Consider the following 26335-nt stretch of genomic DNA (forward strand, 5'->3'; position numbering starts at 1 on the left):
AGCGGCTTTTTGCATTTGGGCGAAACTGTCAGGATTGCACCCGGTTAAAAAATATTAGCTTATACCTGCGCATCACGTAAAGCTTTGATGCTATCGTGGCCTAAATTGATGGCTTGTTGTTGCGTAGCAATCAAAGAAGCTTGCTCTGGCGATAAACCGTTGTCTTCGTTTAACGCATCACGGTATGCTTTTTTGATGGCATCTTCGCCGCGCTCGCATTCGTCCAGAATGGCTTTGCGGTCGTGGCCGCTAAAAGTGGCTTTTACGTCAATCCAGGCACGGTGAATGGTACCTGCAACGGTATTGCCGGTTTCTAATTCGCCGCCTGCCTGGCCAACGGCTGCGCTTAGTTCCTGCACGTTCTGGCGGCTATCTGTTGCAAATTTGTCAAAAACTGCTTTCAGGTCGGCATCGCCTTCGCCTAAATCTTTGGCAGCACGGCTAAAACCGTCTATACGGTCGTTATTGATTTCTATCAGGTCGTTTAGTACTTCGATTGATTTTTCTGTGGTAGTTTCCATGGTGATGTTTTATTATTTGTTTGATAGGGTATATGCAAGCACCATGCCATTATTTAATTAGTAATTAAATAAATTATTGAAAAAGCACCTACCGCCTGTATTTTACAGCGAAAAAAATAATATTTTTGGATGTTGAAAGATAAGTAGGATACTTAAACGAGGCAGGTTAGGACAGGCTGTATGGTATTTTATCTCGGCTTTTAATCGTTAGTGCGTTTGTGCCGAAGCCAGTATGTGCCTAAATTAAAAGCAATAACCAGGTGGTTGAACACGGTGGGCAACAGGCCATAATGCCTGCGCATAATGGCAAAGCGCTCTTCCAGGCTTTGGCGGTGTTTGGCTTTAGACATCCCCCCAACCAGGTATTTGGCCACATACCCATCTACCTTAACAACTTTTTTTGCCTTTTTTGCCGCGCGAATGATCCAATCGATATCGGCGCTTAACTGGTAAGCCGCGTCGTAAGGCTCAGCCAGTTCCCTGCGGATGTAGATGGCCTGGTGGCTCACGCTCATACCGTATTTAAAGCTGCGCCAGTTGAATTTGGCAGGGGCCTGGTGCCTGCGTTGGCCAAGGCTTTCGCGCTGGGCGTTTACCATTTCGGTTTCGCCGTAGTAAATATCTGCGCCATCGGCAGTGGCAAAAACCTTTTCAACGGTATCGCCGGCGTAAAACTCGTCGCCCGAATTCATGAAGATGACGTAATCGCCCGTGGCCAGGGCAAGGCCCTTGTTCATGGCATCGTAAATGCCCTTATCGGGCTCAGTAACGAATTTGGCTATGCGGCTTCTATAGGCATTGATGATCTCCAGCGTACCGTCCTTAGAGCCACCGTCGATGACGATGTATTCTATCTCCTGATAGGTTTGGTTCATTACCGATAGCAGCGTGCGACCTATATCGGCTACGTTGTTGTAAACAACAGTGATTACGGATAACGTTGGCATCAGGGCTTTACCTCCTTCAACAGCGATTGGTACAGACTGATGTACTGCCCGGCAACTTTTTGGTTATTAAAATCGCGCAGCACTTTTTGACGAGCCGCATCTGAAAGTATCGCAGGGTTGTCGGCAGCGAGCACGTAGTTTATGCCAGCGGCCAAATCTGCCGACGATTTAAACGCCGCCAGGTAGCCGTTCTGCTGATGGTCTATCATATCCGGGATGCCGCCGGTATCAAATGCCACCACAGGCGTACCGCAACTCATAGCCTCCATAATGGTATTGGGGAGATTATCTTCTATAGATGGCAGCACAAAAACATCTGCCAGGCTGTAAAGCTCGGCCAGATCTTCCGGCGACCGGATGATACCCGGAGCATGCACCGGAAAAGGTAAAGTACCAGTATCGAAGCGTTTGTTTTTACCGAAGATCACCATCTCTATTTGATCCGTGCCGGGATAGTTTTTGAGGTAGTCCAGGGCTTCAACCAGGTAAGCCAGCCCCTTGCGCCTATCCGCAATGTTGGCTGCACCAAAAAGGATGATCTTTTTAGAGGGGTCTATCCCCCATTTCTTACGCGCCTCGTCCATTTTCCGCGGGGCAAATAGCTCGGTATCTATAGGGTTTGGAATGGCTTGTATGCTGGCGTTCCTGAGCAGCGAGCTTGTTTTTGCCACCTGACCAAGCCAATTACTACAGGTTACGAAGGAAATATTTTTAGCATCGCCCAGCATTTTGCTTTTGCGCTGCCAGCCGGTATGCGATATATCGTTAGGTTTAGGATTTCGCAAAAAATAGCAATTACCACATTCCAACTCAAAGTGCATGCAATCGCCTGCATAATGGCAGCCGCCTGTAAACATCCACATATCGTGCAGCGTCCACACGATGGGTTTGTTTAATTTGATGAGTTTATCAAGGTCGGCAATAGATAGGAAGCCGGAGTTTGTCCAATGGATATGCAGGATATCGGCATCCTGTATAATCGGTTCATTACTGATATCTGTACCGGCGTTGGCGGTAGAAAAAGCGAAGCGCACGCTCCTGTCTTTAGCCTTAAAGGCGATAAAGGGCAGTCGCTCGTAAAAAAAATTGAAGTTTGAATGGAGCCTGTCCAGTTTGGTTTTTTCTACAGCATATACCGCCGGCTCGTTGCGGTTTTTGTGCTGTACCACCATGGTTACCTGTACCTGTTGCAATTGCAGGGCCTTTATCAGGCGCATGCATGCTTCGGCGGCACCACCGCCGGCATCAGATGTGTTTATGAGGGCAACCTTCATTCGGCAACGTCAATTATCGGGGCAAGTATAATGATACTAAAATTAAAAATTTTACTTTTGAACGCTCCATCTTCATCAGCATGGGGCATCACAGCAAAATTAAGCAGCAAGGCATGAATTTTTTCGCGTATTTATTCCAGGATTGGCGGGCCAACCGGGGCAATATCAAAGCGCGGCTGGTGCTCTTTATGTTTCGCCTGGTGAATGCTATCAACCGCTACATGCTGCTGAAGATCATCTTTTTCCCTTACCTTATGTTCTACCGCTTTTTTGTGGAATGGAGCCTCGGCATCGAACTGCCGCGCAAACTTAAAGCGGGCAAAAACCTGGTATTTTACCACGGACAAGGGCTTGTGGTAAACTACGGTACCATCATTGGCGAGGGCTGCGTTTTGCGCAACGGTGTTACCATTGGCCACAAAAAACTGGCAGACGGCACGCTCAGCCGCTGCCCGCAGATAGGAAACAACGTAGATATTGGTGCCAACGTTTGCATCATTGGCGATATTGAAATTGGCGATAACGTGGTAATTGGTGCCGGTGCCGTGGTCGTAAAAAGCATACCCGCAAACAGTGTAGCCGTGGGCAACCCGGCAAGACTGCTGGAAAAGAAAACGGAGGCCATAAACCCAACAACAAATATTTAATGGACAATAATTTAACCGACAGGGCTTTTTGGAAATCGTTTTGGGAATCGAGAATCGGGCTTATCTTTAAGCTGAAGCCTAATTACGTCTTCGGCGATATACTGGGCAAAATCATTGCCGAAAAGGGCGCTAAAACCGGCATCGAACTCGGTGGTTTCCCGGGCTATTATGCTATCTATCTTAAAAAATATAAGGGGCTAAAAACCACCCTGCTCGATTATTTTATCCATCCGGGTTTGGTGAACCAATTGCTTGAAGTAAACGATTTAAAACCCGGCGACATCGGCATAATAGAAGCCGACCTGTTCACTTACCAACCTGCCGAGAAATACGATTTGGTACTTTCCTTCGGGCTGATAGAGCATTTCAACGATACTAAATTCATTATTGGCGAACACCTGAAGTTTTTAAAACCCGGCGGCACGCTGTTTATCACCCTGCCCAATTTTAAAAGTGTGAACGGTTGGCTGCAGCGCAACTTCGATAAAGAAAACTACGATAAGCACAACATCGCCAGCATGGACCTCGCCCTGCTGAAAAGCAGCTGCGAAGCGCTAGGGCTAAAAAATGTAGAGGCTTATTATCACGGCAAATTCACGGTATGGCTGGAGAATAAATCTGAACAGAAAGCCATGGCCAAACTGCTGATGAAAACCATTTGGGTGGCGGGGAAGGTATTTACCAAAATTATCCCAGTGGAGAGCAAGGCGTTATCGCCTTATATTGTGGTGAAGGCGGAGGGGTAAGCGTCCTTAAAACTTAACCACTTTGTCATTTCGAGCGAGCTGGGGCGGGGCTGTGTGGTGGGGCGACGAGAAATCTTGTTGTTTACTCAAAGTAGTGGAATTGCGTAGCGGCTTTGCATATCTAACAAGATTTCTCCCTCGCTATCGCTTGGTTCGAAATGACATTGGGAAGGGATACAAAAAAGCCCCGCAATTTCTTGCAGGGCTCCTATTCTATCCTAAACTATAAGTTATACGATATAATTCCACCCGTGTGTATCGGCAGTACGGCCATATTTAATGGCATCGAGTGTATCGAAAACGCGGTTAGAGAACGCCCTTGTTTTTGGATCGCTCAGGAAGTATTCTTCGCCATTGTAACTGAATGAACCAACCGGGGCGATGGTAGCTGCAGTGCCTGCGCCGAATGCATCGGTCAGTTTGCCGCTTTTGGCACCTTCGATAATTTCTGCTACCGAAACCTTGCGCTCCTCAACCGGGATGCCCCACTCTTTAGCCAAAGCAATAACCGTATCGCGGGTTACGCCATCCAAAATGGTGTCTTTTGCTTCGGCAGTTATCAGCGTACCATCTAACAGGAACATCGCGTTAGCGGCACCCATTTCTTCTATATAGGCATGCTCTTTAGCATCGGTCCATATCAATTGGTCAAAGCCTTCTTCGGCAGCTTTGCGGCCGGGAAGCATAGATGCGCCGTAGTTACCGGCTGCTTTGGCATAGCCCATACCACCTTCGGCAGCGCGGGTGTAATGTGTTTCTATCTTTACGCGCAGTGCCTTTGAAAAGTAAGGGCCAACGGGGCCTAGTATCACTACAAATTTATAAGTAGCCGATGGTGTTACGCCCAGGTATGGGTCGGTAGCGAACATAAACGGCCTGATGTAAAGCGCGTGGTTGGCTTTCGTGGGTATCCACTCGCGGTCCAAATCTACCACGGCGGCAATGCTTTGTATAAATATGTCTTCGGGCAGCGTTGGCATGCAAAGGCGCTCGGCCGATTTGTTGAAACGGATAGCGTTTTTTTCGGGGCGAAAAATGCTGACCGTACCATCGGCATGCTTATAAGCCTTAATCCCTTCAAAAAATGCCTGGCCATAATGCAGGGCCGAAATAGCCGGGCTCATGGCAATGGGGCCGTAAGGTAAAATCTCAAAGTTTTTCCATTCGCCATCTGCATAATCGGCCACAAACATGTGGTCGGAGAAGGTGCGCCCAAAGGGAAGATTGTCAAAATCGGTTTCCTGTAACCGGGAGTGCGCTGTTTTTGTAAGTTTAAAGTCCAAAGTGTCTGTCATGACGGTACGTGTTAATCGAAAAATGGCAAGTTAAAAATTTTTCGTTGCACTTTTTACTTTTTCTATTATATAAAGTTATCTTAGTAAGCTTAAATCCTAAATTCTATGTCCAAATACGAATTGACTACCGAAGGCCGCACCAAATTAAAAAAGTTGTGGACCATTACGATGTTAGGCTCATACGCTGCCATAGTTGGCATTTTTGCGTATAACCTGCTTTACCGAAGCGGCGAGATACGAGATGTATCGATATTCGCTATTATTATTATTTTACTGGTAACCGGCTTTTTTTACGGCCGCCGCAAGTACTTTTCTGGCGTGGATGACACCAAACTGTTGGTAGACGATGACAAAATTACCCTGCACGGCCTTAACCAACCCGATGTGGCCATTGCGTTCGAGAACATAAGCCAGGTAAAACCATCCAAGCAAGGCATTTACCTCATCAACAAGTTCCCGTCTAAAAAATCGCTCTTCGTGATGAACAAATTCGAAGGTTTTGCCGAACTCGAGAAGTTGATAGCTGATAGGATGAAGGAATATAGCATGCTGACGGCAAGCTAAACCGGAGCGTTATACATCCGCTTTTTCGGTACGCGCACCGCCATCAAATTTTTGCTTTAATCACAAACAGCTTACCACAACGTCATTGCGAGGCACGAAGCAATCTCCCGGCAAGCAGGTCGGATTAGCAAAGCTCTCTGTCCTACGTATAGATTGCTTCGTTCCTCGCAATGACGCGGTGGAGATTGATGCAAAGCGACTTAGCAAAGTGGCGACTTTTATGATGGGGTGCTGATAAAATTTCAGCATGACGTTATTGATATTTATCTAGAACACCGCCGACCTATAACCCGCTCACCACTTTATCTACCCAACCTTTTCCCCAGTTTTCCAATTCCTCTGCCGACCATAGCGAAGGATAGAACACCCTTTTTTGGAAACGCGGAGGCAAGTACTTTTGCCAGTTAGTACCGCCGGTAGCCTTTATCTCTTCGGGTTCGCGATTTAAGTAGCGTACGGCAGATTTATAGTGCGATAGCGGCCAGTTTACATTTACGTTGATATCCAACTGCCTCAGCTGTTCGACTAATGCCGTGGTGTCATCGCCTTGTGCGGTGAGTTGTTTGTATAAATGATAAAAATTGGTAGCGGTAACACTTTTGCCCAGTTCGATGAATGTTTTGGCGTATTTCTTCTCGAACTGCTTCAGCGTAAGCGTTTTTTTGCCGGTAGAGAGTTCCGTAGCGCCGAATTTCCAGTAAATCTGCTCGAATTGTTCTTCGATGGATGCGTTACCCAATTGCTCGCGCTGGTCCTTAGCCACCAGATTGATGAAATCGGTAGCGTAAATCTCTATCATGCGGTATTGCCCGCTCTGGAAACCGCTTGCCGGCAGCAACGACATCCGGAATTGCAAAAACTGCTCCTTCTCCATCCCATCAACCATTATCTCGAAGGAATTGGTGAGCGCCTCAAAGTACCGGTTGATGCGCTGCACGCGCGCGGTAAAGAAAGCTGCGGTAAGCGGCTGTGCGGCGGCAATTTGCTTGCACTCGTGCAGGCTCAGCTTAAAATACAACTCGGTAATTTGGTGGTACATAATGAAGATCTCTTCATCCGGGAAAGGCGTTTTAGGGCTTTGCAGGCTCAGCAAGGTATCCAGGTGGATATAATCCCAATAGGTAAGAAAATCGGCGTGCAGCAAGCCATCCAGGTAACTGCTCATATCCTGCCCCATGGCTTCGTACTTTTCTTGCAACAGGGCTAATTTTTTTTCTATTTCCGGGGAGATGCTCATTAGAGGCAAAAATAGATTTTAGATACGAGATATTCAATTTCGGCGCTCGGATGTTCGATTTCGGATTTTAAAATTGGATTGGGGATGACCGAATCGCAATAAACCGGAAAATATCAAATCCCGCGTCCGAAATAATTAATCTTTATATGGAGCGATGCTGTCCACTTTAGCTATCCTGTCTCCTATTACATCACCCATGTTTTTAAAATACCAGGGGGCATAGTCACTGTCGAGCGCATAGCTGTATGTATTACCCCGGTAAGTAAAGCCAAGCGTAAGTGCGCCGCCGTCTGAGCAGTCGGGGCAGCCAAAGTTTTTGGGGTGCAGGATCATCGCCAATGGCACTTCGAACTTCAATTTCCTGAAATCACCCTTGGTTACGATATGCTCCTTTTTACGGGTAACGTTGTTAAAACGGTCTACCACTAAGCTATCAGCAGTTATGATATAATTTACTTCGCAGGTGCCGTAGCACTCGCCCGCAAAATAACCTACTGATTGTTTTTGCGGATATATTTTTATGAGTGCCCCGCAATAGCACGCCACTCCACCCAGCAACGCCAATATAAAAACAACTTTGACGAACATTGGTACCCTGATGGACTTAGGCATCCACGCAGGCAATTTCATCCGCATCCGCTTTGCGACACTTTTCCAGCTGATATTTACAGAATCTTCGGCAATTCCCATTTCCTATTAATATCGTTCCGTTCAAATAAGTAACCCGGCAAAACCCGAATTCAAAGGAATCGTCCTAAAATAAATCCGAAATCCCAAATCCCACATCCGAAATAATGATATATTTGCAGGGCAAGGCGATGGTGCTCCGCCTAATTGAACCGCTGCAAAGCTGATGGCGCCTACTCAAATATTTTTATATTTATTTGCATGTAGGCTATGTTCAAAAAAATCTCTTCCACGCTTTTCAATCTCTTAAAATATATTGCCCGTTGGGCGGCAATGGTAACGCCTGTAGCTATTGCCATAGGCAGTATGGTCGCCCTGTTTTTATGGCTGCTTAATTGGGCCATACAATTCAGGTTTGGGCATACCTGGCTGTTGTTTCTGCTACCGCTGGCAGGCGTGGCTATCAATTTGCTGTACAAATGGTACGGGCAATCGGCAGAGCGTGGTAATAACCTTATCATTGATGAGATACACCAGCCCGGCGCAGGCGTGCCAAAGCGCATGGCTCCGCTTATATTAATCACCACCGTAATTACCCACTTGTTTGGCGGCTCGGCAGGGCGCGAGGGCACGGCGGTACAGATAGGTGGCAGTTTGGCCAACCTTTTTGCCGGCTGGTTTAAGTTGGATGAGGCGGATAAAAAAACAATACTCACCGCAGGTGTTGCTGCGGGTTTTGGCGCAGTATTCGGCACGCCCGTAACGGGTGCCATCTTCGCGCTGGAGGTGATAGCTGTTAGCCGTATGGATTACAAGCTTCTTTTTCCTTGCCTGGTCGCGGGCTTCGTCGGCGATATTACCGTTGCGGCCTGGGGCATTAAGCATACGGCTTATCACGTAGATATCGTTGATACGGGTCAGGTTATCTATGGGCAGCATTTGCCGCTAAGCCTGTTGTTACTTGCCAAAGTAGTAGCAGCGGCCATTGCGTTCGGTGCGGCAAGCATGGCATTTGCGCAGGCTACGCACGTGGTAAAAGCTATTTCGCTTAAATGGATAAAAACTACCTGGTTGATACCCGTTATAGGCGGGTTGATCATCATCGGCCTTACCTATCTGCTTGGCCGACCCGATTATTTAAGCCTGGGCGTAGCGGCCGAGCATCCGGGGGCGGTAACCATTGTATCGGCATTCCAGCATGACGGGTCGTTCGCGTTCAGCTGGTTATGGAAGCTTATCTATACGGCCATTACTTTGGGTACCGGTTTTAAAGGTGGGGAGGTTACGCCATTGTTCTATATTGGTGCCACCCTTGGCAACACGCTTGCAGAACTGATGAACGCGCCGGTTGGGCTGTTTGCGGCACTGGGCTTTATCGCAGTATTTGCAGGGGCAACCAACACCCCGCTCGCCTGCACGCTAATGGGTATAGAACTTTTTGGCGGGCACTATGCTTTGCTGTTTGCAGTGGCTTGCTTTATTGCGTACCTATTTAGTGGCGAAGGCGGCATCTATTCCGCCCAGCGTGCTGCCAGCAATAAGCTGCACGCGCAGAAAGCCGTAAAGCCCGGATACCTGCATCGCATGTTTAACAGGTATAAATTATAGACAACAAAAACATATTGCATCAGTATTGTTATATTAGACGCAAATACATCATACCATGCAAATCAGCAGAATACTCATCGGGATAGACGACAGCAAGTTTGCCGATAACGCCGCGGCTTACGGTTTTAGCCTCGCTCAAAAATTTAACGCACATGTTGGCCTGGTGCATATAGTTGAGCCAATAGTGTCACCTATCAACACCAATGATAGCATTACCGGTTTGCCCTTTGGCGATACAGGCATCAACGAGGTAGAAATGCTCGCCGTACAGGAAAACATCGGCGAAAACCTGGTTGAGCGCACCATAAAAAAATATGCAGGCGATTTGGAGGTTACCCATTTTAGCGAATATGGTGCTACAGCTGATGGCATACTGCATTGCAGTAAAGAGTTCAAGGCCGACCTTATTGTGGTAGGTACGCACAGCCGTAGTGGCTTCGATCGCTTACTTATGGGCAGCGTAGCCGAAAGCGTAGTACGCCACGCAGAAGTGCCGGTGCTGGTGGTACCGTTTCAGTAGGGAAGTAATATTGAACACCGAATTCCGAATAATTAATTTCGAAGTGCATTTTTACTTCATCATTGGCTATTCGGGGTTCATCATTCGATATTCAAACAACTTAATACAGCAGCCTAAACTTTATCGTGTTTTCTATAGCTTTCAGCTCGTTTAGTACGCCGGTTTCGTAGCCGGTATTTACATCGGTAATTACGTAGCCTATTTGGCTGTTGGTTACCAAAAACTCGCCCACGATATTAATGTTGTGGCGGGCAAACACCTCATTTATCTTGGCCAGTATGCCGGGCACGTTCTTGTGGATGTGTATCAACCGGTGCGCATTGTTATTACGTGGCGGTTGCAGATCGGGGAAGTTGCAGCTCATGTGCGTGCGCCCCTCGTTCATGAACGCGATAACTCTTTTGGGGATAAAATCTGAATTGCGGGGGTTATCCTTCGGATCATCAAAGATGATGATACCGGCATCGCAAGCCGCTTCAGACAGTTTGCGGCCTATCCTGCCGAAACAGCCTATAACTTTCAGGCGGCCCGCATTCTGTATTTGCTCTGGCGTGGGCTGGTTGGCTTCGTCGCAAAACAATACGCCGGCTTCTTCCAGGTATTTCTCTTCTATCGTATCCTTGTGGCGCAGGTTGTAGCCTTCGCGTTTCATCTGCCCAAGGGCTTCATCGTCTATATCACCTACCACCAAACATTTGATACGGTTTTTGGGGTATGATATGGCACGTGGCAATTTGTTGATGTACAGAAACTCATCAAAGCTGGGGGTAATATGATCGGCCTTTTCGGCTACGGATTTACGTTCGATATTTTCTGTAAAGGCAAAGAATTTTTTGATCATGCCCGATTCCTTCAGCTGAAAATCGGAGTAGCCATCGCCTATGCCAAATATTTCGCCCTGCAGGTTAAGCTCTTTCAGAAGTTTCACCTTGCCACCTTCCTGCGAAAGCGGGTTATTGCGATCGTAACCTATAATATTGCCTTCCTCATCGAATACGAATGTGTTTGCATAGATATTCTCTTTTTTGATATGGTATTCGGTAACAACCGGGATGATGAATTCTTTGAAGCCACCCGATACGATGAGTACTTCTTCCTGGTGGTCTTTAAAGAAAGCTGTGTTACGCGAAAAAGATACCGATACCTTTTTCTTAAGGTGGGTAATCAGCATCTTCAGATGGTCGCGGTTGGCGCAAAGCAGCTTTACCCTGGCTTGCAGACTCTCGGTAAACGAGAGTCGGCCCTCCATAGAAGCATTGGTAAGATCTTCTATCTGCTTGTAGATGGCTTCCCTATCGGGATGATTCTTGAGCGAGATACGGGCAAGCTCGTCTAAGGCTTCCACCTGTGTAAAGGTGCTATCGAAATCTATGATAAAATACTGATCCATGTAAGGGTACAAATTGCTGCTGCAAATGTGCACATTTTTGGCAGAACAGCATCCCCGGATTTTTAAACAACAGGAGAGTTAGCAACATACGGGAGGTGTGCTCTGCTGGCGGCTTCGGCAAACGCCGGACAGCTTGTGCTTTCGTAACTAAGGGATGAGGACTCTTTTTCTGGCCTGCGACACTTGTTTATTTGCCAGATATTGAACTTTAAGTTATTTTTATAACATATGCAACGCCGGACTGGGCCGGGGCATTCCCTATTACTATGAAGAGAAAATTTTACATCGCCCTGTTGGTTACCATTATAGCAACTATAGCGTTCATCACCACCAATTTTACGCATTACTTCAATGGCAATAAAATTGCCGATTTCGTACGAGGATTTTCGGGTGGTTTGGCCTGCGGGGCGTTTATAGCAACCATCAGTTTCGGCGCAAGGTGGAAACGCGAGAAAGAAGCGCAGGCACCGACAGGATAGCTCAGATCGCGAGGAACTAAAAAGGGATAAACTTTCTCAAGCCTATCCCTTTCTTGTACCTGTTTCGCAACAGGGACAATGTTGTTATGAATTAACGTAGGCGGGTACCGGTACCTTTGTTTCCGCCTTTTTCTGAGTGAATTTGGCAAACAGCGCTTTGGCTTTCCCCCAAATACCTTGTACAGCATCTTCGCTGATATAGTGCGATGCCTTTTGCGACAGGATGCCCACCAACGTCTTCACTAAAAAATTCGAATGCTTGAACAGTGTTTTGTTGAGCGTTAGCGGCAATAAGATACGCGATAACAACCCTAAAAAATCCTGGCTAAAAAAGCTCTCGTTCTTTACACCATCAACCGTTGGCGATTTTGGGAACAGCGTCATGGCCGTTGAAAAAATTGCCGCAGGGCTGGCGAAACGCGACTTTAACGCTACCGACTGCTCCACCTCCAGATTCTTAAGCCTGGCTATCTCTAACTTCAGATCGTTTGCGTTTTGTATAAGGGTGTTCATATTTTATTTAAATAGCTTCCTTACCAGGATATTAACAATTGGCCGCTCTATCGGCTTTTTGGCAACTACTAAAATTATAGCCAGCAGCATATAAAAAGCTGCAACCGAGCCAAAGCCCTTCCAATAAGCATGGAACACATCGCCAAGGAACAAGGCTAATGTAAAGCTGGCGAACAAAAATGTAAGCAGGAAGAATATGACTACAACCAGTTCAACAACAATGTTGGCTGCTATGGCTGTGCTGCGTTCAATTACCTCCAGTTTCAAAAGCTTTACGCGTGTTTCAACGTATTCCTTTGCCTGATCTATAATTGGGCGGGCTGTCTCTTTTTGTTGTTCCATATATCGGAAAAAAATTGGGGTCCTGTATTAACCCGCAAACGGTAAAATTTATGCGTGCTCCAAATCGTCCTGGTACTCTTCCTCGGTCGATTTTACTTTGCTTTTAATGTTCTCTACAACGGTGTCTTTTAAACTCAAGATCCTGTCGAGTTCATTAGAAGCAGTTTCTTTAATGGTGTCGCCAAGGTTCTTCAATGAATCTGAAAGCTTGTCGCGTGTTTCGGTTCCTCTTTCGGGTGCAAATAAAATTCCAAGTGCCGCACCTGCTGCTAATCCTGCAAGCAACGCGACAACTACTTTTGTGTTATCGTTCATAATGTATTAATTTATAAGTTGAATATTTGTTTTATTAATTACTAAATTTATTTCAGGCGATTGCCTTAGGCGTGTTTTTAACAATATAATCATTAACGTTTAAAACCGCCATTTTGTTACGTATCGGGCCCGGTGCGTATGCGTTCCAGCCTGTCGGCAGCGAGGCGGTTGGTCTCGTAAATTTCCAGCAATAATAAGAAATACGACAGCAAAACCGGCCCAAAAACAAGCCCCAGTATGCCAAAAAGCGGCAGGCCGATAAACACACCTATAACCGAGATGATAGGGTGCGTATTGCCCACCCTTTTGTTGATGATAACGCGCAGCACGTTATCTACATTACCTATGAAAAGCAGCCCATAGGCCAGCAGCAATACCCCTTTAAGGTTTTGCCCGTTGGCAAAAAATATGATGCTTGCAGGTATGCACATGGTAGGCGCGCCCACCACCGGCAAAAACGACAGGAACACGCCTATCACGCCCCAAAAAACCGCATCGGGTATTTGGAAGGCATAAAAGCCCATGGCCAACAATACGCCCTGCGTAATGGCAATGATGCCCTGCCCCAATACATTTGAGTAAGTAGAATCGCGCAGGGCCTGGGCAAATTTAAGCGCGTGCTGCTCACGGAACGGCGCGTACTTCAGTAAGCCGCTCTCGAAGGCACCCATCTGCGTAAACATAAAATACATCAAAAAATACATCACCAGCAGGGTAATGATGATGCTTGCCGCGCTACCCAGCAGCGAGGGAAACAAGTCGGCCCCGTAAGCACCCAGCTTTTGCAGGGTATCTTCTGCAAAATGAGGTTGGTTTAAGTTACTGCCGGTAAAGGCATCTATTTTGGCCGTCCATTTATCTATGGGCAGGGCATCTTTGTTGATACTGCCTATTTTGCCTATCACCATAATGCTGAGCGACAGGAACGGTATTACGATAACGATAAGGGAAATAAAAATGATAATGAGTGCGGCGAATGTGCCGTTAAGGTTCTTCTTATCCACCATCCACAAATAAAACGGACGGAAGATGGTAAACAACACTATAGCGCCCAATATAGAGCTAAACAACTCGCTTAACGCATACAGCAAAAAGCAGCCAAGCACTATAATGCTTACCAGTACGATGTTGTTACGCTGTTTATAGTTAAAAATGGACATGCTTGTGAAAAGCCTTAGTATGATTGATTAACAAAGGGCCGGCAAAAAGGTTTATAAACCAGGGGTTTATTTATAATTAATTAGCGGGTGGTATGCTATCAAGCAGGCGATCTATCTTTTGGGCAGAGGCGAGCATGCTATCCACATAAAGTGCCGTATCTCCATCCAAATCTTCTAACTCGTAGCGCAGGCCCTCTATAGCCAAATGAATATTGGATAGTTGGTTCTTGATATCGTGCTTTAGTGCTAAAAGGGCTTCGGCATCGGGCATAGTACTGCTCGCCATAACATTGTTATTTTAGGTTAATAGCCTTCATTTTATTGTAAAGCGTTTTACGGTCGATATTCAAAATCTCTGCTGCTTTTGTTTTGTTGAAGTTCACCTCGCGCAGCACCTTTAAAATGGTTTCGTGCTCGGCACCAAGGGCTGCGTTCTTCAGGTCATGCCGGGGGTTTTCCTTTACCTCGGCTGCCGCAGCTACAGGTGCGCTACTATAACCGTTGCCCGCCGACGTTTCGTACGCTACAACGCGGTAGTTCGATATCTCCAGCGGCAAACTCTTCAGGCCCACTTCGGTTCCTTCGGTAAGCAGGGCTGCTCGGCGTACCACGTTCTTTAGTTCGCGTATGTTGCCTGGCCATCTATAGTTCATAAAACATTCATAAACCTCTGCCGAGAAAGTGGTTACGTTTCGATCAAGTTCCTGGTTGGCAATTTTGAGGAAATGCCCAGCCAGCATCACGATATCGTTACCCCTATCGCGCAGCGGCGGCATGTATATACTAAACTCGTTGAAACGATGATACAAATCTTCGCGGAAACGGCCTTTGGAGATACCTTCCTGCAGGTTTTCGTTGGTGGCTATAATAATGCGCACATCCAAATCAATCTCTTTGGTGCTGCCTATGCGCTTCACCTTGCGTTCCTGCACGGTGCGCAACAAGGCGGCCTGTATCTCGTAAGACAAGTTGCCCACTTCATCTAAAAACAAGGTACCACCGTTAGCCATTTCAAAGTGGCCAATTTTGGTGGCAAAAGCACCAGTAAACGAGCCTTTCTCGTGCCCAAAGAACTCACTGGCGGCCAGTTCTTTGGTAAGCGAGCCGCAATCCATGGCAATAAAAGGTTGGTTGGCGCGGGGGCTGTTAAGGTGTATGCTCTTGGCTACCGATTCTTTACCCGTGCCGCTTTCGCCAAGTATAATTACGCTGTAATTGGTTGGCGCAACCAACTCTATCTGCCTTAGCAGTTCTTTAGATGCCCGGCTGGTGCCGGCTACAAACTCGCCCGAAAACACTTGTTTTTTACCCTCTTTCTGCGGTTTATTGGTGCTGGTGTAGTCGTTATCCATCTCCAGCAGGGCGTATTGGGTTTCTATTGCTTTGGAGATAGTGGTGAGTATCTCATCGGGGTATAGCGGTTTGGTTATATAATCGTAGGCGCCCATTTTAATGAGTTCTACCGCCATTTTAATATCCGAATAGCCGGTAATGATAATTACACCGGTGTTGGGGTACAACAACTTGATATTTTTGAGCATCTCGCGCCCATCGGTATCTTCCAGCCGGAAGTCGCATAGCACTAGGCTGTAGGCGTTATTTTTAAGACACTCCATCCCGCTGCTGCCGTTGGCGGCAGTATCAACTTCGAACCCATTGCGTGTTAAGAACTTAGAAAGCAACAGGCCAACGTTCACCTCGTCATCTATGATGAGAATCTTCTTCATATTGGCTATAACAGTTTACAGGTAGAGAATATAACGAGGTTAAGGTACAATTTTTTGCTAAAAATTACGAATTAATTAAAGTTGGGCAAAAAAATCGGGATAAGCACCCGGCATGTACTTAAAAAATTTAATGCAAATAATATTGGCGATGAATCAACTCGTTACGCAGTACCTACTGCTTTGTTCTTCAACCCTTAAAACCCATAAGCTACCCTCAGCCCTACCAGGCTCACTCTGCTGTTTTCGTAATCTGCGTTGAATTTACGCGTAGCCTCATAACGTATGCCGATATCGATGAAATTACCGTTTGTGTTAACCGGGCATAGTACCCCAATTTGCGGCGCATAGGTAAAGGCGACCGATTTATCGCCCGAGAAAGCAGATTTGTTCAGCAAGAATGCTGCACCCGCTTCGCCCTGTATGTAGAAGTTAGGTTCTAAAAAGTACTTAAGCCCTGCTTTAAGCGGGACAATTTGTACCGAAGGCGTTTTGTAGCTGGAAGGCGCATCTTGCAAATTTAAAGCAAGCGACTTACCGAAATAGTTTTGGAAGCCCGTGCCGATAGTAAACTGCAGTTCCTTTGCAATAGGGATACCCGCCTGCAGCGAAACACCGAGCATCACTGAGTTCGTCTCTTTGATGCCTGCGGTTGCGATGCCGGCATCTATGCCGATGGAGAATTGCGCTTTGGCGGCACGGGTAGTTTGGGCTTTGGCTGCAAAAGTAAGCAGGATAACTGCGATGATGGTTGTTAAGATTTTCATATTGATATTATATAAGGTGTGTAATTTGCCAAAAGGCATTTAAATGGCATTTATGGTTTTGTTAAGTTGGGGGCATCTAAGCCGGGTTCAGGCGGCGGCTTTTTAATGATTACGTGGGTAAGGCATACATCGATACAAGGAGCGGATATAATATTGCCCGGCAAAAAAAGCGGAGGCCAGCCAGCCCCCGCTTTAATTAAAACAAGTGTAGATATAGGGTAAATTCTTAAAAGCCGTAATTCACAAGCAGTGCGCAAAATTGCATGCTGCTGCCATTGGGGCTGGGGCTGTATTGGGTTGTTTTTTCGTACCGGATGCCCGCATCTATGCCAATGCTGTAACGGATGCCACTTATGGTAGTGCTGCTGCTTTGTGCTTTGGCTGCGACAACGATTGTGGTTAATATAATAATGGTAAAGAGTTTTTGCATGTGTGGCTAAGGTTGTTTTACAGCTATTACGCCGTAATTGTATCAGATGCTACAACGCTTAAAACAAATATTTAGTGGCTGGGCTTTTGTAACATCATTGTTAGAAAAGCGGCTGACTTAAAACAAACAGGGGGAAACCGTTCTGGCTTCCCCCCTGTTTGTTTGTTTTTCGGTGGTTTTGGTAAATGTAGGGCCTATTAAAAGCCGTAAGCTACACGTACGCCTACAAAATTTACTTTGCTGTTATCGAAGGCACTGCTGTATTTGGTGGTACCTTCATAACGTACGCCTGCATCTATAAAGTTGCCGCTTGCGCTAACCGGGAACTGAACACCTATTTGTGGTGCGTAAACAAATGCTACTGATTTATCATTAAAGAAATCTGATTTGTTCAGCAGGAATGCAGCACCAGCTTCGCCCTGGATGTAGAAATTACTTACCGGGAAGAACTTTAAACCGGCCTTAACTGGCAATAACTGTAGGTTTGGCACATCTGCAGCAGCAACACCGCCTACATTTTTCTCGCCGAACACATTGTTATAACCCGCGTTAACGGTTACGAATAACTGGCTGGCGACAGGGATATCTGCCTGCACCGAACCGCCCAGGTTCCATTTGTAGTTATCTTTAAAGTTACCCGTTGGGATACCTGCGTCAACACCGATGCTGTAGCGTATGCCGCTTTTAGTTGTGGTAGTAGTAGTTGCTGTTTGTGCTTTTGCTGCAAAGGATAATCCTACGAAAGCTAAAGCGATGGTTGTGATTTTGAATGCGTTTTTCATGATATGTAAAATTTAAATACTGTGCTGTTTTGATTAGCACACCACAAATTAAAGCATGAAATTGGATATGATTTTTCATCCGATTGTAAGGTTAATTCAATCGATTGATTAACAATATTTTATTTTTTGACCAGATGGGTGATTTGGTCAGGAGAGTGTAAAGAACAGCTAGAACCGTTGTTTTCAGGTAATATTTATGTGTCCTGAATTAAACACCTAGGGTGCCTTTTTCGCTCAAAAACGCGCAAAAAAGCCCATATGGCTACTTTCCTTTAAATTCGGGTTTCCTTTTCTCCATAAACGCAGCCACGCCCTCCGTAAAATCTTCCGTGCCGAAAGCTTTGGCAAATTCGGCTATCTCCACATCGAAACCGTTAACGCCATCCGTTGATGCCGCATTAACAGCTTTAATTGCCGATGCTAAAGCCAGCGGCGCGCGGGTGAGTATTTTATTGAGAATTTCTTCTGCTTTGAGATACAATTCTTCCTGTGGTACCACATGGTTCACCAGGCCCGATTGTAATGCCTGCGCGGCGGTTACCATATCTGCCGTCATGATCATTTCTAAAGCCTTGCCTCTGCCAACCAGTTGGGTTAAACGTTGCGTGCCGCCATAGCCCGGTATCAGGCCAAGGGTAACTTCGGGCAGGCCCATTTTGGCATTATCGCTGGCTATGCGGATGTGGCAGGACATCGCCAGTTCCAGTCCGCCGCCAAGGGCAAATCCATTTACAGCTGCAATAACAGGTTTGCTGCCGTTGGCAATTACATCGAATACATTAGTTTGTGCTTCCAGGGCTATCGCCCGGCCGGCTTCAACATCAACACCAACAAACTCGGCAATATCGGCACCGGCCACAAATGCCTTTTTACCGGCACCTGTGATGATGATGCCGCCTACCTCAGCGTTGCCGAATGCTTCTGTTAAAGCGACATGCAGTTCCTGAAGGGTTTGCTTATTGAGGGCATTTAACTTGCTTTCGCGGTTGATAGTGATATATTGTATTCGCCCTTTGCTTTCTATCAGTAAATTCTGGAAATCCATAATCGTTATATTAAAAGTTACGGTTGGCGTGTACCCATTCTGTAATGTATTTTACGATATCTGCCGTACTGGTACCCGGCGGGAAGAGTTCGCCTACGCCTATTTTTTTGAGTTCGGCCATATCATCCGCAGGGATAATGCCGCCACCTGTGAGCAGCACATCGTCCATTCCTTTTTGTTTGATGAGCGCCATTACCTTGGGGAAAACCGTCATGTGCGCACCAGAGAGGATACTGATACCTATCGCGTCTACATCCTCTTGCAGCGCAGTGTTCACCACCATTTCCGGCGTTTGCCGCAGGCCGGTATAAATTACTTCCATGCCCGCATCGCGCAGGGTGGTGGCGATGATGCGTGCACCGCGGTCGTGCCCATCCAGCCCTACTTTGGCTACTAAAACACGTATGGGGCGGTTGAATTGGGTATCGCTCATGGTAAACGGCGGTTGGTTGGTGGTAAAAGTAAGAAAATTGTTTCTGATTGGTGGAGACGCAATATTTTGCGTATTCTTTGGCGGGATTTTTTAACCACCGAGGGCGCGGAGGAGCCTCAGAGAGGTACGGAGCTTTGCAGGTTGTGTTGTCAAACTCGAATTTTAAGGAATTAAGCGAATTCACAGAATTTAAAACGCTTAACAATCATTCTGCCAATTCCTAAAATTCGTTTAATTCGAGTTCAGACAGCCAATTTTTCCGTACTTTTGCAGCCTGTTTTACACACCATGAGCGAAGAAAAATCACTGAATTTTATAGAGGAAATTGTTGAGGGCGATATTGCCGAAGGTAAGCACGGCGGCAGGGTTCTAACCCGTTTCCCGCCGGAGCCTAATGGCTATTTGCATATCGGGCACGCCAAATCGATATGCTTAAACTTTGGTTTGGCCCAGCGTTACGGTGGTAAAACCAACCTCCGTTTCGACGACACCAACCCCGTAAAAGAGGATGTGGAGTATGTTGACAGCATTAAAGAAGACGTAAAATGGCTTGGGTTCGATTGGGCCGAAGAGCTTTATGCATCCGACTACTTTGACAAATTATACGACCTGGCCGTTGAACTGATCAAACAAGGCCTTGCCTACGTTGACGACAGCAGCGCCGAGGAGATTGCCGTTCAAAAAGGCACACCGACCGAACCCGGCGTGGGTAACGAATACCGCAACCGCAGTGTTGAAGAGAACTTACAGCTTTTTGCCGATATGAAAGCCGGTAAATACCCTGATGGTGCCAAAGTATTGCGTGCTAAGCTTGATTTGGCTTCGCCAAATATGCACCTTCGCGACCCATTGATGTACCGCATTAAGCATGCCCACCATCACCGCACCGGCGATGCCTGGTGCATTTACCCGATGTACGATTTTGCGCACGGCCAAAGCGATGCCATTGAAGAAATTACGCACTCGATATGCACGGTCGAGTTCATCCCCCACCGCCCGCTCTATGAGTGGTTTATAGAGAAACTAAACCTGTTCCCGAGCAAGCAATACGAGTTTGCCCGCTTGAACCTGAATTATACGGTAATGAGCAAGCGCAAGCTGCTGCAACTGGTTACCGATGGCCACGTAGATGGCTGGGACGACCCGCGCATGCCTACCATCAGCGGCTTGCGCCGCCGTGGCTACACGCCTGCCAGCATCCGCGAGTTTTGCGAACGCATTGGCGTTGCCAAACGTGAGAACATGATTGACGTTGGTTTGCTGGAGTTCTGCATCCGCGAGGACCTGAACAAAACCGCCTGGCGCCGTATGGCGGTGCTCGACCCTGTGAAGCTGGTGATCACCAACTACGAAGAAGGCAAAACGGATGCCTTCCAGGGTGAGAATAACCCCGAAGTGGAAGGTGGCGATGGAAGTCGCGAGTTTCCATTCGGTCGCGAGATTTGGATAGAGCGCGAGGACTTTATGGAAGTGCCGGCCAAGAAATATTTCCGCCTGAGCATTGGCGGCATGGTGCGCCTCAAAAACGCTTACATCATCAAAGGTGAAAGTGTTGTGAAGGATGCTGATGGCAACATCACCGAGATACATTGCACCTACATTCCCGAATCAAAAAGCGGTAATGATACCAGCGGCATCAACGTAAAAGGCACCATCCATTGGGTGAGCGTAGAGCACGGCAAAACCGCCGAAGTGCGTCTGTATGACCGTCTTTTCCAGGTGGAAGACCCGAGTAACGAGGACGGCGACTTTAAAGATTACATCAACCCCAACAGCCTGCAGGTATTAACTACGGCTTATATAGAACCGGATTTGGCTAACGCCAAAATTGGCACCCCGGTACAATTTATGCGTAAAGGCTATTTCACGCTGGATAAGAACTCAACCGCCGATAAACTGGTGTTTAACCGCACAGTGACGTTGAAGGATGGGTGGGTGAAGAAGTAGTTAGCAGCCCGTTTGATTTTATCAGGCGGGCTTTTTTGTGAGCAAAACTTACCAATTTGTCATTGCGAGGAGCGGCGGGGGGATGTGCGATGGGGCGACGTGGCAATCTCATAGGACGGGCGGAGTGCTGTGGGACTTTTACAAACCATGTGCTTAAATGAAAGCATCCGCTCGCTCATTCGCCGCGAGGGGCTTGTTACTTTTTGAAGCACCAAAAAGTAACCAAAAAGTGCTTTCAGCAGAGAGGCTTCTTTGCCGCACGAGCCTTTGCCCTGCAAACCGGGCAGAACCACGGGCTGGGATAATTTGCCCCTTGCTTCGCCGCGCCGCCCCCTCGCTTCAGCAAACAATCCCTATGCCCTTGCAGCCGCACAGCCCACCACGTTCTGCCCGCTTTCACCCGAAGCTTTCCTGCTGATTGAAAAAAGAATAAAAATTTAAATGCTAATTAAAAGCTCCACCTTCAGGGGGTTAGGGGGCTAAACGCTACAACCTCCCGCAGGTAATTATCCATCATATCCATATCGATGATATCATTTACGTAGCCGATGTACATATCGGGGCGTATGATGAGTGCTTTGCGCTGGCCGGGGCGTATCTCAAAGGTATCCAGGATGTGCTGGTTTTTATCTGAAGGTGGTAGGTGGAAAAAGTTAAGCGTTAGGTTATATTGCTGTGTAATCCATTTGGCAAGGGCAAACAGGTAGTTTTCCTGTACGATACCAATGGTGATGAGCGTAAACCCGGGCTTGCTGCACCAGGCGTGTATATCCGTCATCTCTTGTTTCTTCTCATCGAATATCTCCAGATAGGGCAGCCTGTCGCCAGCTTTTATTTTGCTGTTGTGGCTCAGGTGCAGGTTGATTTTGCTATCGCGATAGTTGATACCTATTTGCGATAAGGCCCGGAATGCATCAGTACGCATCTTATCCTTTTTCCAGATGTATTTAAGCAGCGGCGGAACGATAAAGCGTTTAAACAGGTTACTGAAAAAGCTTTGCGAGGTAATCACATTGAACGCCCTATCAGTACTGCTTAGCAGGGCGCGGGCCACGGGCATTCGTTCTTCGGCATAACTGATTAATATGCCAGGTGCCAATTGCCCGGTTACCACGCCTGCCAGTTTCCAGGCCAGGTTATAGGCATCCTGCAAGCCAGTGTTCATGCCCTGTCCGCCCACCGGCGAGTGGATATGCGCGGCATCGCCAATTAAAAAGCAGCGGTCCTCATTAAATTTATCGGCCATACGGTGGTGCAGTTTATACACCGTAAACCAGTTTTGGTTCTCAATATTAAGCGGCTGGGTGGTAACCGCACGCAGGTGGGGCAATACTTCTTCAAAAGTAATACCGTCCTTATCCAATGCTGCGGGCAGGTTGCCTACTACGCGGTAAGTACGCTCTTCTGGCATCAGGAAAAAGGCCGCGAAACCCATGTTCGAAAGGAACATATGCAGGCAGTCGTCGTCAAAACCATCTTTGAATTTGATATCGGCCAGGTAAAACTTGTGCGCGTATGTATCGCCGCTAAAGGGTATGCCCAATTGCTTGCGCACTACGCTATGTGCACCATCGGCACCAATCACATAATCAGCATGCAGGGTGTGGGTACTATCGTCTGCTTGTAAAGTAGCATCTGCCCCATCGCCTGTCTGCCTTAAGGCATTAAGCGATGTTTCCCAGTAAACGGGGCAGCAATTCAGCGTAAGGTAATCCAGCAAAATACGCTCGTTCTTGCTCTGCGGCAACATAAAAACGTATGGGAAGGGTGTTTGCCCTACGCCAATTTCCGTTAGCGGGATGCGGGCCATAACGGTATCACCACGGTGCAATACCGCCCCGGTAGCCGGTTTGCCTTCTTTCAGCGCCTGGTTGGAAAGGCCCATTTGCCGGTAAATTTCCATGGAACGGGCCTGCACCGCCAATGCCTTCGTTTGGCTGGTTGGCCCCTGCCGGGTATCTATAATAACCGGTACAATACCGTAGCGCAGCAACTGCGCCGCCATCATCAGGCCCGACGGGCCTGCGCCTACGATAAGCACCTGTGTATGTTTCGGCAGGGGTATCATAGCTTATCAGGCATGGAACAACAAAAAGATAGCCGGCCGCTTGCGCAGGTCGGGCACCTGTTTTTTCCAGTCGGCAATGGTAAGGGTTTTAATGAATTCTGTCGACGCAGTAATATCGCAGGCAATGCAAAGCCTGGTTTGCGGCTTGCTGTGTTTAAGCACATCTTCCAGCATACTATCGTTGCGAAAAGGCGTTTCTATAAAAATTTGTGTTTGCTTTTTTTCGGCTAACACCTCCATCTCCTTTATTTTTTTGGCGCGCTCTAATTTATCAATGGGTATATACCCGTGGAAAGTAAAACTCTGCCCATTGAAGCCCGATGCCATCAGCGCCAGCAATATCGAGCTTGGGCCAACCAGGGGCACTACCTTGATGCCTTTGCGGTGTGCTTCGGCTACGATGTCGGCGCCCGGATCGGCAATGCCGGGGCAGCCGGCTTCGCTCATTAAACCAACGTCGTTACCGGCCATCAAACCTGTAAAGAATTCTTTTAGGCCTGCGTCGCGGTTGTGTTTGCCATAATCATGTATCAGCAATTCGCTTTGCGGGGTTTTCAAACCGGCCTCTTTTAAAAAGCGGCGGGCGGTTTTTTCGTTCTCTACGATGTATTCTTTTACGGCGTTTATAGTGTCGACGAGGTACGGTGTGTGCGATTTAGCAGCAGCTGCATCGGCAAGGGGTACTGGTATTAAAAAAAGCGTTCCTGGTTGCATGCTACAAATTGACGTTTTTTATTTAATTTAAGCTAATCGTAAAATCGTTTAAAATATGAAATCATTAGGCATCAACTGGTTCATAGAAGGCTCAATAGATTTTGAGCATAAAAAATACATTTTGCTGGATTATCTACAGGAGATAAATCGCCATTTCGATAAAAGCCGCCTGTACCCAAACCTGAGCGACCTGATATTCCATCACAACAACCTGCTCGATTTCAGGAACAACAAAACCGCCTTACAGCAAACTTTTCCGCAGCGCCTAACCAAGGCAGATATAGCTGCCGTGAAGCTCACCTATCAAAAAATAGTGCAGGATGATAACGCGATGGCCGAAATTGAAAGCATTATTTATTATGCGCTTGCCAAAATGAACCCTGCTATACAAACGGGCAAAGAAATTTATGATTTTGTAGAAAGCCGTCTCGTTATTGACCCGATCGGGCTGGTGCCCTTAATGCCCTACCACGGCTATTTTAGCCTGCGTAACGGCAAGGAACGTACCAATTACATTTACGAATACCAGGTAACTATTTTTGAGCATAAGGACGATAAATTCCGAGGCATTAATGTGCAATTTGTAGATACCTATGAGCAAAGCATCGTTGCCACACCCGAAAATATCAAGCTCGACCTGATTCGCCGCCGCAAACACCTGCCCAACCCGGCTGTGTATTACGTACAAAGCGATATTGCTTTCCCGCTGGAGCAAACTTTATTACCGGTAGCAAAGCGGAGTTTGGTGAAGTATATATCGAGTGCGGCCTGATCGGTAGGCGATTTGCAAGTATATGTTCAGCTTTCCACCTTCATTGTCGTTGGGCTTCAGCCAACGGAATAGTGCACTCATGTATTGCCCCGTCGTCTCATAAATGAGACGGCAATGAAGGTGGTTGGTTATTGATTTTAAGTCACCTGAGCGGTGATTTACTTCAGCTTGCTCAACGCCGCTTTCACCCTCGGCAATAAATCTTCAACCTCTTGTAAAGCACTTGCCCCTACCGATACGCGGAACCAGGGGTTCATGTCATCTGTACCGAAGGCTGAGAACGGCACCAGGGCAACGCCTGCTTCTTTTATCAGGTAAAAGTTCACATCGGCCGAGTTGGCGAGCACTTTGCCATCGGGCGTGGTTTTGCCTATGTAGTCTACTTTTACCGTCAAATATATAGCACCCATCGGTACTATAGAATCTATGGCGAAGCCTTCGGCTTTCAAGGCCTGGAAACCCAAGTGAAGGGTGCTCAGGCTTGCTTGTATATTGGCTTTTAATTTATCCAGGTAAGTATCAACCACAGGCTCATTCTTTAAATACTCGGCCATGGCAACCTGTTCAGCCTTGGGCGCCCATGCCCCCATGTGACCAACAATGGCTTTCATGTGGTTGATGATTGCTGCCGGGCCAAAGCCCCAGCCTACACGCACACCCGTTGCCGCAAAGCATTTAGAGCCGCCATCTACAAAGATGGTGTAATCCCTCAACTCCGGGCGAAGGGTTACCGGGTCGTAGTGTTTGTATTCGCCAAAGGTAAGCTGCGAGTATATCTGATCGTACAGCAGGTACAATGGTTTTTGGCCTTCGGGGCGACTTTTGTTTTCTTCGATCACCAGGTCGCATATCTCCTCCAGGTCCTTCTTACTGAACATGGTACCCGTTGGGTTCAGGGGCGAACATAGTGCCAGCAGCGTAGCCCCTTTAACATGCGGGCGCAATTCATCGGCCGTAGGCATAAAGTTATTTTCGGCACGCGTGTTTACGATGATTGGCTCGGCGCCGGTAAGGTCGCAATAGTGGTTGTTGTTCCACGAAGGTGCCGGGAAGACCACCCAGTCGCCCGGATCTATCAAAGCAAGGTAAGTTGAGTATATCAAGGGGCGTGAACCGCCCGAAATCAATATTTCATTGGGCGCGTAGGCCAAACCCAGTCGGCTTTTCAGGAAACCCGCCACGCTTTCGCGCAGGCTGAGCATGCCGTCTGCCGGGGGATAGTTGGTTTGGTTGTGGTTATAGGCATCAATAATACCCTCTTTCAGTTCGGTAGGGATAGGGTAAATATTTGAGTCGAAATCGCCTATGGTGAGGTTGGCGATGTTCTGCCCTTGTTTTTTCAACTCATTTATTTCGCCTGCTATCTTAATAATTTCAGAGCCGCTTAAATTCTGCGCTAATACCGATACTTTCATGAGGCAAATATAGATTTTTGCCGGAAGATAAAAGACAGCCGGAGAAAGAAGCA

At 47.2% G+C, this 26335-nt stretch carries 29 protein-coding genes and 1 riboswitch; of the genes, 8 read left to right on the forward strand and 21 right to left on the reverse strand.

Annotated features, from left to right (window positions below; genetic code table 11):
• Nucleotides 1–59: 59 nt before the first annotated feature.
• From E2R66_RS19530 to E2R66_RS19540, 3 genes are all read right to left on the reverse strand, one after another.
• On the reverse strand, nucleotides 60–521 hold the full coding sequence (locus E2R66_RS19530) for a ferritin-like domain-containing protein (RefSeq protein WP_133233824.1): 462 nt from the start codon (nucleotides 519–521) through the stop codon (nucleotides 60–62).
• Between the two features lie 200 nt (nucleotides 522–721).
• Nucleotides 722–1468 carry a glycosyltransferase family 2 protein gene (locus tag E2R66_RS19535; RefSeq protein WP_133233822.1) on the reverse strand — a complete coding sequence of 249 codons (747 nt, stop codon included), beginning with the start codon at nucleotides 1466–1468 and terminating at the stop codon, nucleotides 722–724.
• Nucleotides 1468–2742 carry a glycosyltransferase family 4 protein gene (locus tag E2R66_RS19540; protein WP_133233820.1) on the reverse strand — a complete coding sequence of 425 codons (1275 nt, stop codon included), beginning with the start codon at nucleotides 2740–2742 and terminating at the stop codon, nucleotides 1468–1470. Before E2R66_RS19540 ends, E2R66_RS19535 begins: the two co-directional genes overlap by 1 nt.
• Nucleotides 2743–2855: 113 nt before the next feature.
• Here E2R66_RS19540 and E2R66_RS29155 point away from each other — a divergent pair, with 113 nt between their 5' ends.
• Both E2R66_RS29155 and E2R66_RS19550 read left to right on the forward strand, forming a co-directional pair.
• The gene (locus E2R66_RS29155; RefSeq protein WP_133233818.1) at nucleotides 2856–3389 is read left to right on the forward strand and encodes a serine acetyltransferase; all 534 of its coding nucleotides are present in this window, start codon (nucleotides 2856–2858) and stop codon (nucleotides 3387–3389) included.
• Complete coding sequence (locus E2R66_RS19550; protein ID WP_133233816.1) at nucleotides 3389–4135, forward strand: class I SAM-dependent methyltransferase; 747 nt, start codon at nucleotides 3389–3391, stop codon at nucleotides 4133–4135. The genes E2R66_RS29155 and E2R66_RS19550 overlap by 1 nt, the downstream gene beginning before the upstream one ends.
• 230 nt (nucleotides 4136–4365) lie before the next feature.
• On the opposite strand, the gene E2R66_RS19555 is transcribed toward E2R66_RS19550, so the two are convergent.
• The gene (locus E2R66_RS19555; RefSeq protein WP_133233814.1) at nucleotides 4366–5430 is read right to left on the reverse strand and encodes a branched-chain amino acid aminotransferase; all 1065 of its coding nucleotides are present in this window, start codon (nucleotides 5428–5430) and stop codon (nucleotides 4366–4368) included.
• Between the two features lie 105 nt (nucleotides 5431–5535).
• Between E2R66_RS19555 and E2R66_RS19560 the strand changes: the two genes are divergently transcribed.
• Nucleotides 5536–5994, forward strand: coding sequence for a hypothetical protein (locus tag E2R66_RS19560; RefSeq protein ID WP_133233812.1), 459 nt, complete (start codon nucleotides 5536–5538; stop codon nucleotides 5992–5994).
• A gap of 283 nt (nucleotides 5995–6277) precedes the next feature.
• On the opposite strand, the gene E2R66_RS19565 is transcribed toward E2R66_RS19560, so the two are convergent.
• Both E2R66_RS19565 and E2R66_RS19570 read right to left on the reverse strand, forming a co-directional pair.
• On the reverse strand, nucleotides 6278–7231 hold the full coding sequence (locus E2R66_RS19565; RefSeq protein WP_133233810.1) for a tryptophan 2,3-dioxygenase family protein: 954 nt from the start codon (nucleotides 7229–7231) through the stop codon (nucleotides 6278–6280).
• Between the two features lie 135 nt (nucleotides 7232–7366).
• A complete protein-coding gene (locus E2R66_RS19570) occupies nucleotides 7367–7921 on the reverse strand; it encodes a hypothetical protein (RefSeq protein ID WP_133233808.1) in 555 nt (184 codons plus the stop codon).
• 115 nt (nucleotides 7922–8036) lie between these two features.
• Nucleotides 8037–8101: riboswitch (Fluoride riboswitch) on the forward strand.
• 27 nt (nucleotides 8102–8128) lie between these two features.
• Here E2R66_RS19570 and E2R66_RS19575 point away from each other — a divergent pair.
• Both E2R66_RS19575 and E2R66_RS19580 read left to right on the forward strand, forming a co-directional pair.
• On the forward strand, nucleotides 8129–9466 hold the full coding sequence (locus E2R66_RS19575; RefSeq protein ID WP_133233806.1) for a voltage-gated chloride channel family protein: 1338 nt from the start codon (nucleotides 8129–8131) through the stop codon (nucleotides 9464–9466).
• 55 nt (nucleotides 9467–9521) lie between these two features.
• The gene (locus E2R66_RS19580) at nucleotides 9522–9986 is read left to right on the forward strand and encodes a universal stress protein (protein ID WP_133233804.1); all 465 of its coding nucleotides are present in this window, start codon (nucleotides 9522–9524) and stop codon (nucleotides 9984–9986) included.
• Nucleotides 9987–10086: 100 nt separating this feature from the next.
• On the opposite strand, the gene E2R66_RS19585 is transcribed toward E2R66_RS19580, so the two are convergent.
• Entirely contained in the window at nucleotides 10087–11376 is a 1290-nt protein-coding gene (locus E2R66_RS19585; protein WP_133233802.1) for an HAD-IB family phosphatase, read from the reverse strand.
• A 266-nt stretch (nucleotides 11377–11642) separates the two neighbouring features.
• Between E2R66_RS19585 and E2R66_RS19590 the strand changes: the two genes are divergently transcribed.
• Complete coding sequence (locus E2R66_RS19590) at nucleotides 11643–11855, forward strand: hypothetical protein (protein ID WP_133233800.1); 213 nt, start codon at nucleotides 11643–11645, stop codon at nucleotides 11853–11855.
• A gap of 84 nt (nucleotides 11856–11939) precedes the next feature.
• Here the strand turns inward: E2R66_RS19590 and E2R66_RS19595 are convergent, their stop codons facing one another.
• The 11 genes from E2R66_RS19595 to E2R66_RS19645 all read right to left on the reverse strand — a co-directional run bounded on the left by E2R66_RS19595 (nucleotide 11940) and on the right by E2R66_RS19645 (nucleotide 19366).
• The gene (locus tag E2R66_RS19595; protein WP_133233798.1) at nucleotides 11940–12368 is read right to left on the reverse strand and encodes a hypothetical protein; all 429 of its coding nucleotides are present in this window, start codon (nucleotides 12366–12368) and stop codon (nucleotides 11940–11942) included.
• Nucleotides 12369–12371: 3 nt separating this feature from the next.
• Nucleotides 12372–12710 (reverse strand): phage holin family protein, encoded by a 339-nt coding sequence (locus E2R66_RS19600; protein ID WP_133233796.1) that lies wholly within the window; start codon nucleotides 12708–12710, stop codon nucleotides 12372–12374.
• Between the two features lie 48 nt (nucleotides 12711–12758).
• Nucleotides 12759–13025 carry a YtxH domain-containing protein gene (locus tag E2R66_RS19605; RefSeq protein ID WP_133233794.1) on the reverse strand — a complete coding sequence of 89 codons (267 nt, stop codon included), beginning with the start codon at nucleotides 13023–13025 and terminating at the stop codon, nucleotides 12759–12761.
• Between the two features lie 116 nt (nucleotides 13026–13141).
• Complete coding sequence (locus E2R66_RS19610) at nucleotides 13142–14185, reverse strand: AI-2E family transporter (protein WP_133233792.1); 1044 nt, start codon at nucleotides 14183–14185, stop codon at nucleotides 13142–13144.
• A gap of 76 nt (nucleotides 14186–14261) precedes the next feature.
• Complete coding sequence (locus tag E2R66_RS19615; RefSeq protein WP_133233790.1) at nucleotides 14262–14471, reverse strand: hypothetical protein; 210 nt, start codon at nucleotides 14469–14471, stop codon at nucleotides 14262–14264.
• A 7-nt stretch (nucleotides 14472–14478) separates the two neighbouring features.
• On the reverse strand, nucleotides 14479–15912 hold the full coding sequence (locus E2R66_RS19620; protein WP_133233788.1) for a sigma-54-dependent transcriptional regulator: 1434 nt from the start codon (nucleotides 15910–15912) through the stop codon (nucleotides 14479–14481).
• A gap of 194 nt (nucleotides 15913–16106) precedes the next feature.
• Complete coding sequence (locus tag E2R66_RS19625) at nucleotides 16107–16676, reverse strand: outer membrane beta-barrel protein (protein WP_158288455.1); 570 nt, start codon at nucleotides 16674–16676, stop codon at nucleotides 16107–16109.
• 226 nt (nucleotides 16677–16902) lie between these two features.
• The gene (locus E2R66_RS19630) at nucleotides 16903–17106 is read right to left on the reverse strand and encodes a hypothetical protein (protein WP_133233784.1); all 204 of its coding nucleotides are present in this window, start codon (nucleotides 17104–17106) and stop codon (nucleotides 16903–16905) included.
• 197 nt (nucleotides 17107–17303) lie between these two features.
• On the reverse strand, nucleotides 17304–17888 hold the full coding sequence (locus E2R66_RS19635) for an outer membrane beta-barrel protein (RefSeq protein ID WP_133233782.1): 585 nt from the start codon (nucleotides 17886–17888) through the stop codon (nucleotides 17304–17306).
• A 262-nt stretch (nucleotides 17889–18150) separates the two neighbouring features.
• Nucleotides 18151–18933: an enoyl-CoA hydratase/isomerase family protein gene (locus E2R66_RS19640; RefSeq protein WP_133233781.1), complete on the reverse strand. Its 783-nt coding sequence runs from the start codon at nucleotides 18931–18933 to the stop codon at nucleotides 18151–18153.
• 10 nt (nucleotides 18934–18943) lie between these two features.
• Nucleotides 18944–19366 (reverse strand): cobalamin B12-binding domain-containing protein, encoded by a 423-nt coding sequence (locus tag E2R66_RS19645; RefSeq protein ID WP_133233779.1) that lies wholly within the window; start codon nucleotides 19364–19366, stop codon nucleotides 18944–18946.
• Nucleotides 19367–19654: 288 nt separating this feature from the next.
• Between E2R66_RS19645 and E2R66_RS19650 the strand changes: the two genes are divergently transcribed.
• On the forward strand, nucleotides 19655–21313 hold the full coding sequence (locus E2R66_RS19650) for a glutamine--tRNA ligase/YqeY domain fusion protein (protein ID WP_133233777.1): 1659 nt from the start codon (nucleotides 19655–19657) through the stop codon (nucleotides 21311–21313).
• Between the two features lie 463 nt (nucleotides 21314–21776).
• Here E2R66_RS19650 and E2R66_RS19655 read toward each other — a convergent pair whose 3' ends face one another.
• Complete coding sequence (locus tag E2R66_RS19655; RefSeq protein ID WP_133233775.1) at nucleotides 21777–23381, reverse strand: FAD-dependent monooxygenase; 1605 nt, start codon at nucleotides 23379–23381, stop codon at nucleotides 21777–21779.
• A gap of 6 nt (nucleotides 23382–23387) precedes the next feature.
• Nucleotides 23388–24095, reverse strand: a complete 708-nt coding sequence (locus E2R66_RS19660; RefSeq protein WP_133233773.1) for an SAM-dependent methyltransferase — start codon at nucleotides 24093–24095, stop codon at nucleotides 23388–23390.
• Nucleotides 24096–24150: 55 nt separating this feature from the next.
• Here E2R66_RS19660 and E2R66_RS19665 point away from each other — a divergent pair, with 55 nt between their 5' ends.
• Complete coding sequence (locus tag E2R66_RS19665) at nucleotides 24151–24867, forward strand: hypothetical protein (RefSeq protein ID WP_133233771.1); 717 nt, start codon at nucleotides 24151–24153, stop codon at nucleotides 24865–24867.
• A 158-nt stretch (nucleotides 24868–25025) separates the two neighbouring features.
• On the opposite strand, the gene E2R66_RS19670 is transcribed toward E2R66_RS19665, so the two are convergent.
• Complete coding sequence (locus E2R66_RS19670; RefSeq protein WP_133233769.1) at nucleotides 25026–26282, reverse strand: pyridoxal phosphate-dependent aminotransferase; 1257 nt, start codon at nucleotides 26280–26282, stop codon at nucleotides 25026–25028.
• Nucleotides 26283–26335: the final 53 nt, after the last annotated feature.

This window comes from Mucilaginibacter psychrotolerans (assembly GCF_004519315.1).
GTDB lineage: Bacteria > Bacteroidota > Bacteroidia > Sphingobacteriales > Sphingobacteriaceae > Mucilaginibacter > Mucilaginibacter psychrotolerans.

Excerpts from the sequence above, each read along its gene's own strand:
- E2R66_RS19530 (WP_133233824.1), bottom strand. The coding sequence starts at position 521 with ATGGAAACTACCACAGAAAAATCAATCGAAGTACTAAACGACCTGATA.
- E2R66_RS19535 (WP_133233822.1), bottom strand. The coding sequence starts at position 1,468 with ATGCCAACGTTATCCGTAATCACTGTTGTTTACAACAACGTAGCCGAT.
- E2R66_RS19540 (WP_133233820.1), bottom strand. The coding sequence starts at position 2,742 with ATGAAGGTTGCCCTCATAAACACATCTGATGCCGGCGGTGGTGCCGCC.
- E2R66_RS29155 (WP_133233818.1), top strand. The coding sequence starts at position 2,856 with ATGAATTTTTTCGCGTATTTATTCCAGGATTGGCGGGCCAACCGGGGC.
- E2R66_RS19550 (WP_133233816.1), top strand. The coding sequence starts at position 3,389 with ATGGACAATAATTTAACCGACAGGGCTTTTTGGAAATCGTTTTGGGAA.
- E2R66_RS19555 (WP_133233814.1), bottom strand. The coding sequence starts at position 5,430 with ATGACAGACACTTTGGACTTTAAACTTACAAAAACAGCGCACTCCCGG.
- E2R66_RS19560 (WP_133233812.1), top strand. The coding sequence starts at position 5,536 with ATGTCCAAATACGAATTGACTACCGAAGGCCGCACCAAATTAAAAAAG.
- E2R66_RS19565 (WP_133233810.1), bottom strand. The coding sequence starts at position 7,231 with ATGAGCATCTCCCCGGAAATAGAAAAAAAATTAGCCCTGTTGCAAGAA.
- E2R66_RS19570 (WP_133233808.1), bottom strand. The coding sequence starts at position 7,921 with ATGGGAATTGCCGAAGATTCTGTAAATATCAGCTGGAAAAGTGTCGCA.
- E2R66_RS19575 (WP_133233806.1), top strand. The coding sequence starts at position 8,129 with ATGTTCAAAAAAATCTCTTCCACGCTTTTCAATCTCTTAAAATATATT.
- E2R66_RS19580 (WP_133233804.1), top strand. The coding sequence starts at position 9,522 with ATGCAAATCAGCAGAATACTCATCGGGATAGACGACAGCAAGTTTGCC.
- E2R66_RS19585 (WP_133233802.1), bottom strand. The coding sequence starts at position 11,376 with ATGGATCAGTATTTTATCATAGATTTCGATAGCACCTTTACACAGGTG.
- E2R66_RS19590 (WP_133233800.1), top strand. The coding sequence starts at position 11,643 with ATGAAGAGAAAATTTTACATCGCCCTGTTGGTTACCATTATAGCAACT.
- E2R66_RS19595 (WP_133233798.1), bottom strand. The coding sequence starts at position 12,368 with ATGAACACCCTTATACAAAACGCAAACGATCTGAAGTTAGAGATAGCC.
- E2R66_RS19600 (WP_133233796.1), bottom strand. The coding sequence starts at position 12,710 with ATGGAACAACAAAAAGAGACAGCCCGCCCAATTATAGATCAGGCAAAG.
- E2R66_RS19605 (WP_133233794.1), bottom strand. The coding sequence starts at position 13,025 with ATGAACGATAACACAAAAGTAGTTGTCGCGTTGCTTGCAGGATTAGCA.
- E2R66_RS19610 (WP_133233792.1), bottom strand. The coding sequence starts at position 14,185 with ATGTCCATTTTTAACTATAAACAGCGTAACAACATCGTACTGGTAAGC.
- E2R66_RS19615 (WP_133233790.1), bottom strand. The coding sequence starts at position 14,471 with ATGGCGAGCAGTACTATGCCCGATGCCGAAGCCCTTTTAGCACTAAAG.
- E2R66_RS19620 (WP_133233788.1), bottom strand. The coding sequence starts at position 15,912 with ATGAAGAAGATTCTCATCATAGATGACGAGGTGAACGTTGGCCTGTTG.
- E2R66_RS19625 (WP_158288455.1), bottom strand. The coding sequence starts at position 16,676 with ATGAAAATCTTAACAACCATCATCGCAGTTATCCTGCTTACTTTTGCA.
- E2R66_RS19630 (WP_133233784.1), bottom strand. The coding sequence starts at position 17,106 with ATGCAAAAACTCTTTACCATTATTATATTAACCACAATCGTTGTCGCA.
- E2R66_RS19635 (WP_133233782.1), bottom strand. The coding sequence starts at position 17,888 with ATGAAAAACGCATTCAAAATCACAACCATCGCTTTAGCTTTCGTAGGA.
- E2R66_RS19640 (WP_133233781.1), bottom strand. The coding sequence starts at position 18,933 with ATGGATTTCCAGAATTTACTGATAGAAAGCAAAGGGCGAATACAATAT.
- E2R66_RS19645 (WP_133233779.1), bottom strand. The coding sequence starts at position 19,366 with ATGAGCGATACCCAATTCAACCGCCCCATACGTGTTTTAGTAGCCAAA.
- E2R66_RS19650 (WP_133233777.1), top strand. The coding sequence starts at position 19,655 with ATGAGCGAAGAAAAATCACTGAATTTTATAGAGGAAATTGTTGAGGGC.
- E2R66_RS19655 (WP_133233775.1), bottom strand. The coding sequence starts at position 23,381 with ATGATACCCCTGCCGAAACATACACAGGTGCTTATCGTAGGCGCAGGC.
- E2R66_RS19660 (WP_133233773.1), bottom strand. The coding sequence starts at position 24,095 with ATGCAACCAGGAACGCTTTTTTTAATACCAGTACCCCTTGCCGATGCA.
- E2R66_RS19665 (WP_133233771.1), top strand. The coding sequence starts at position 24,151 with ATGAAATCATTAGGCATCAACTGGTTCATAGAAGGCTCAATAGATTTT.
- E2R66_RS19670 (WP_133233769.1), bottom strand. The coding sequence starts at position 26,282 with ATGAAAGTATCGGTATTAGCGCAGAATTTAAGCGGCTCTGAAATTATT.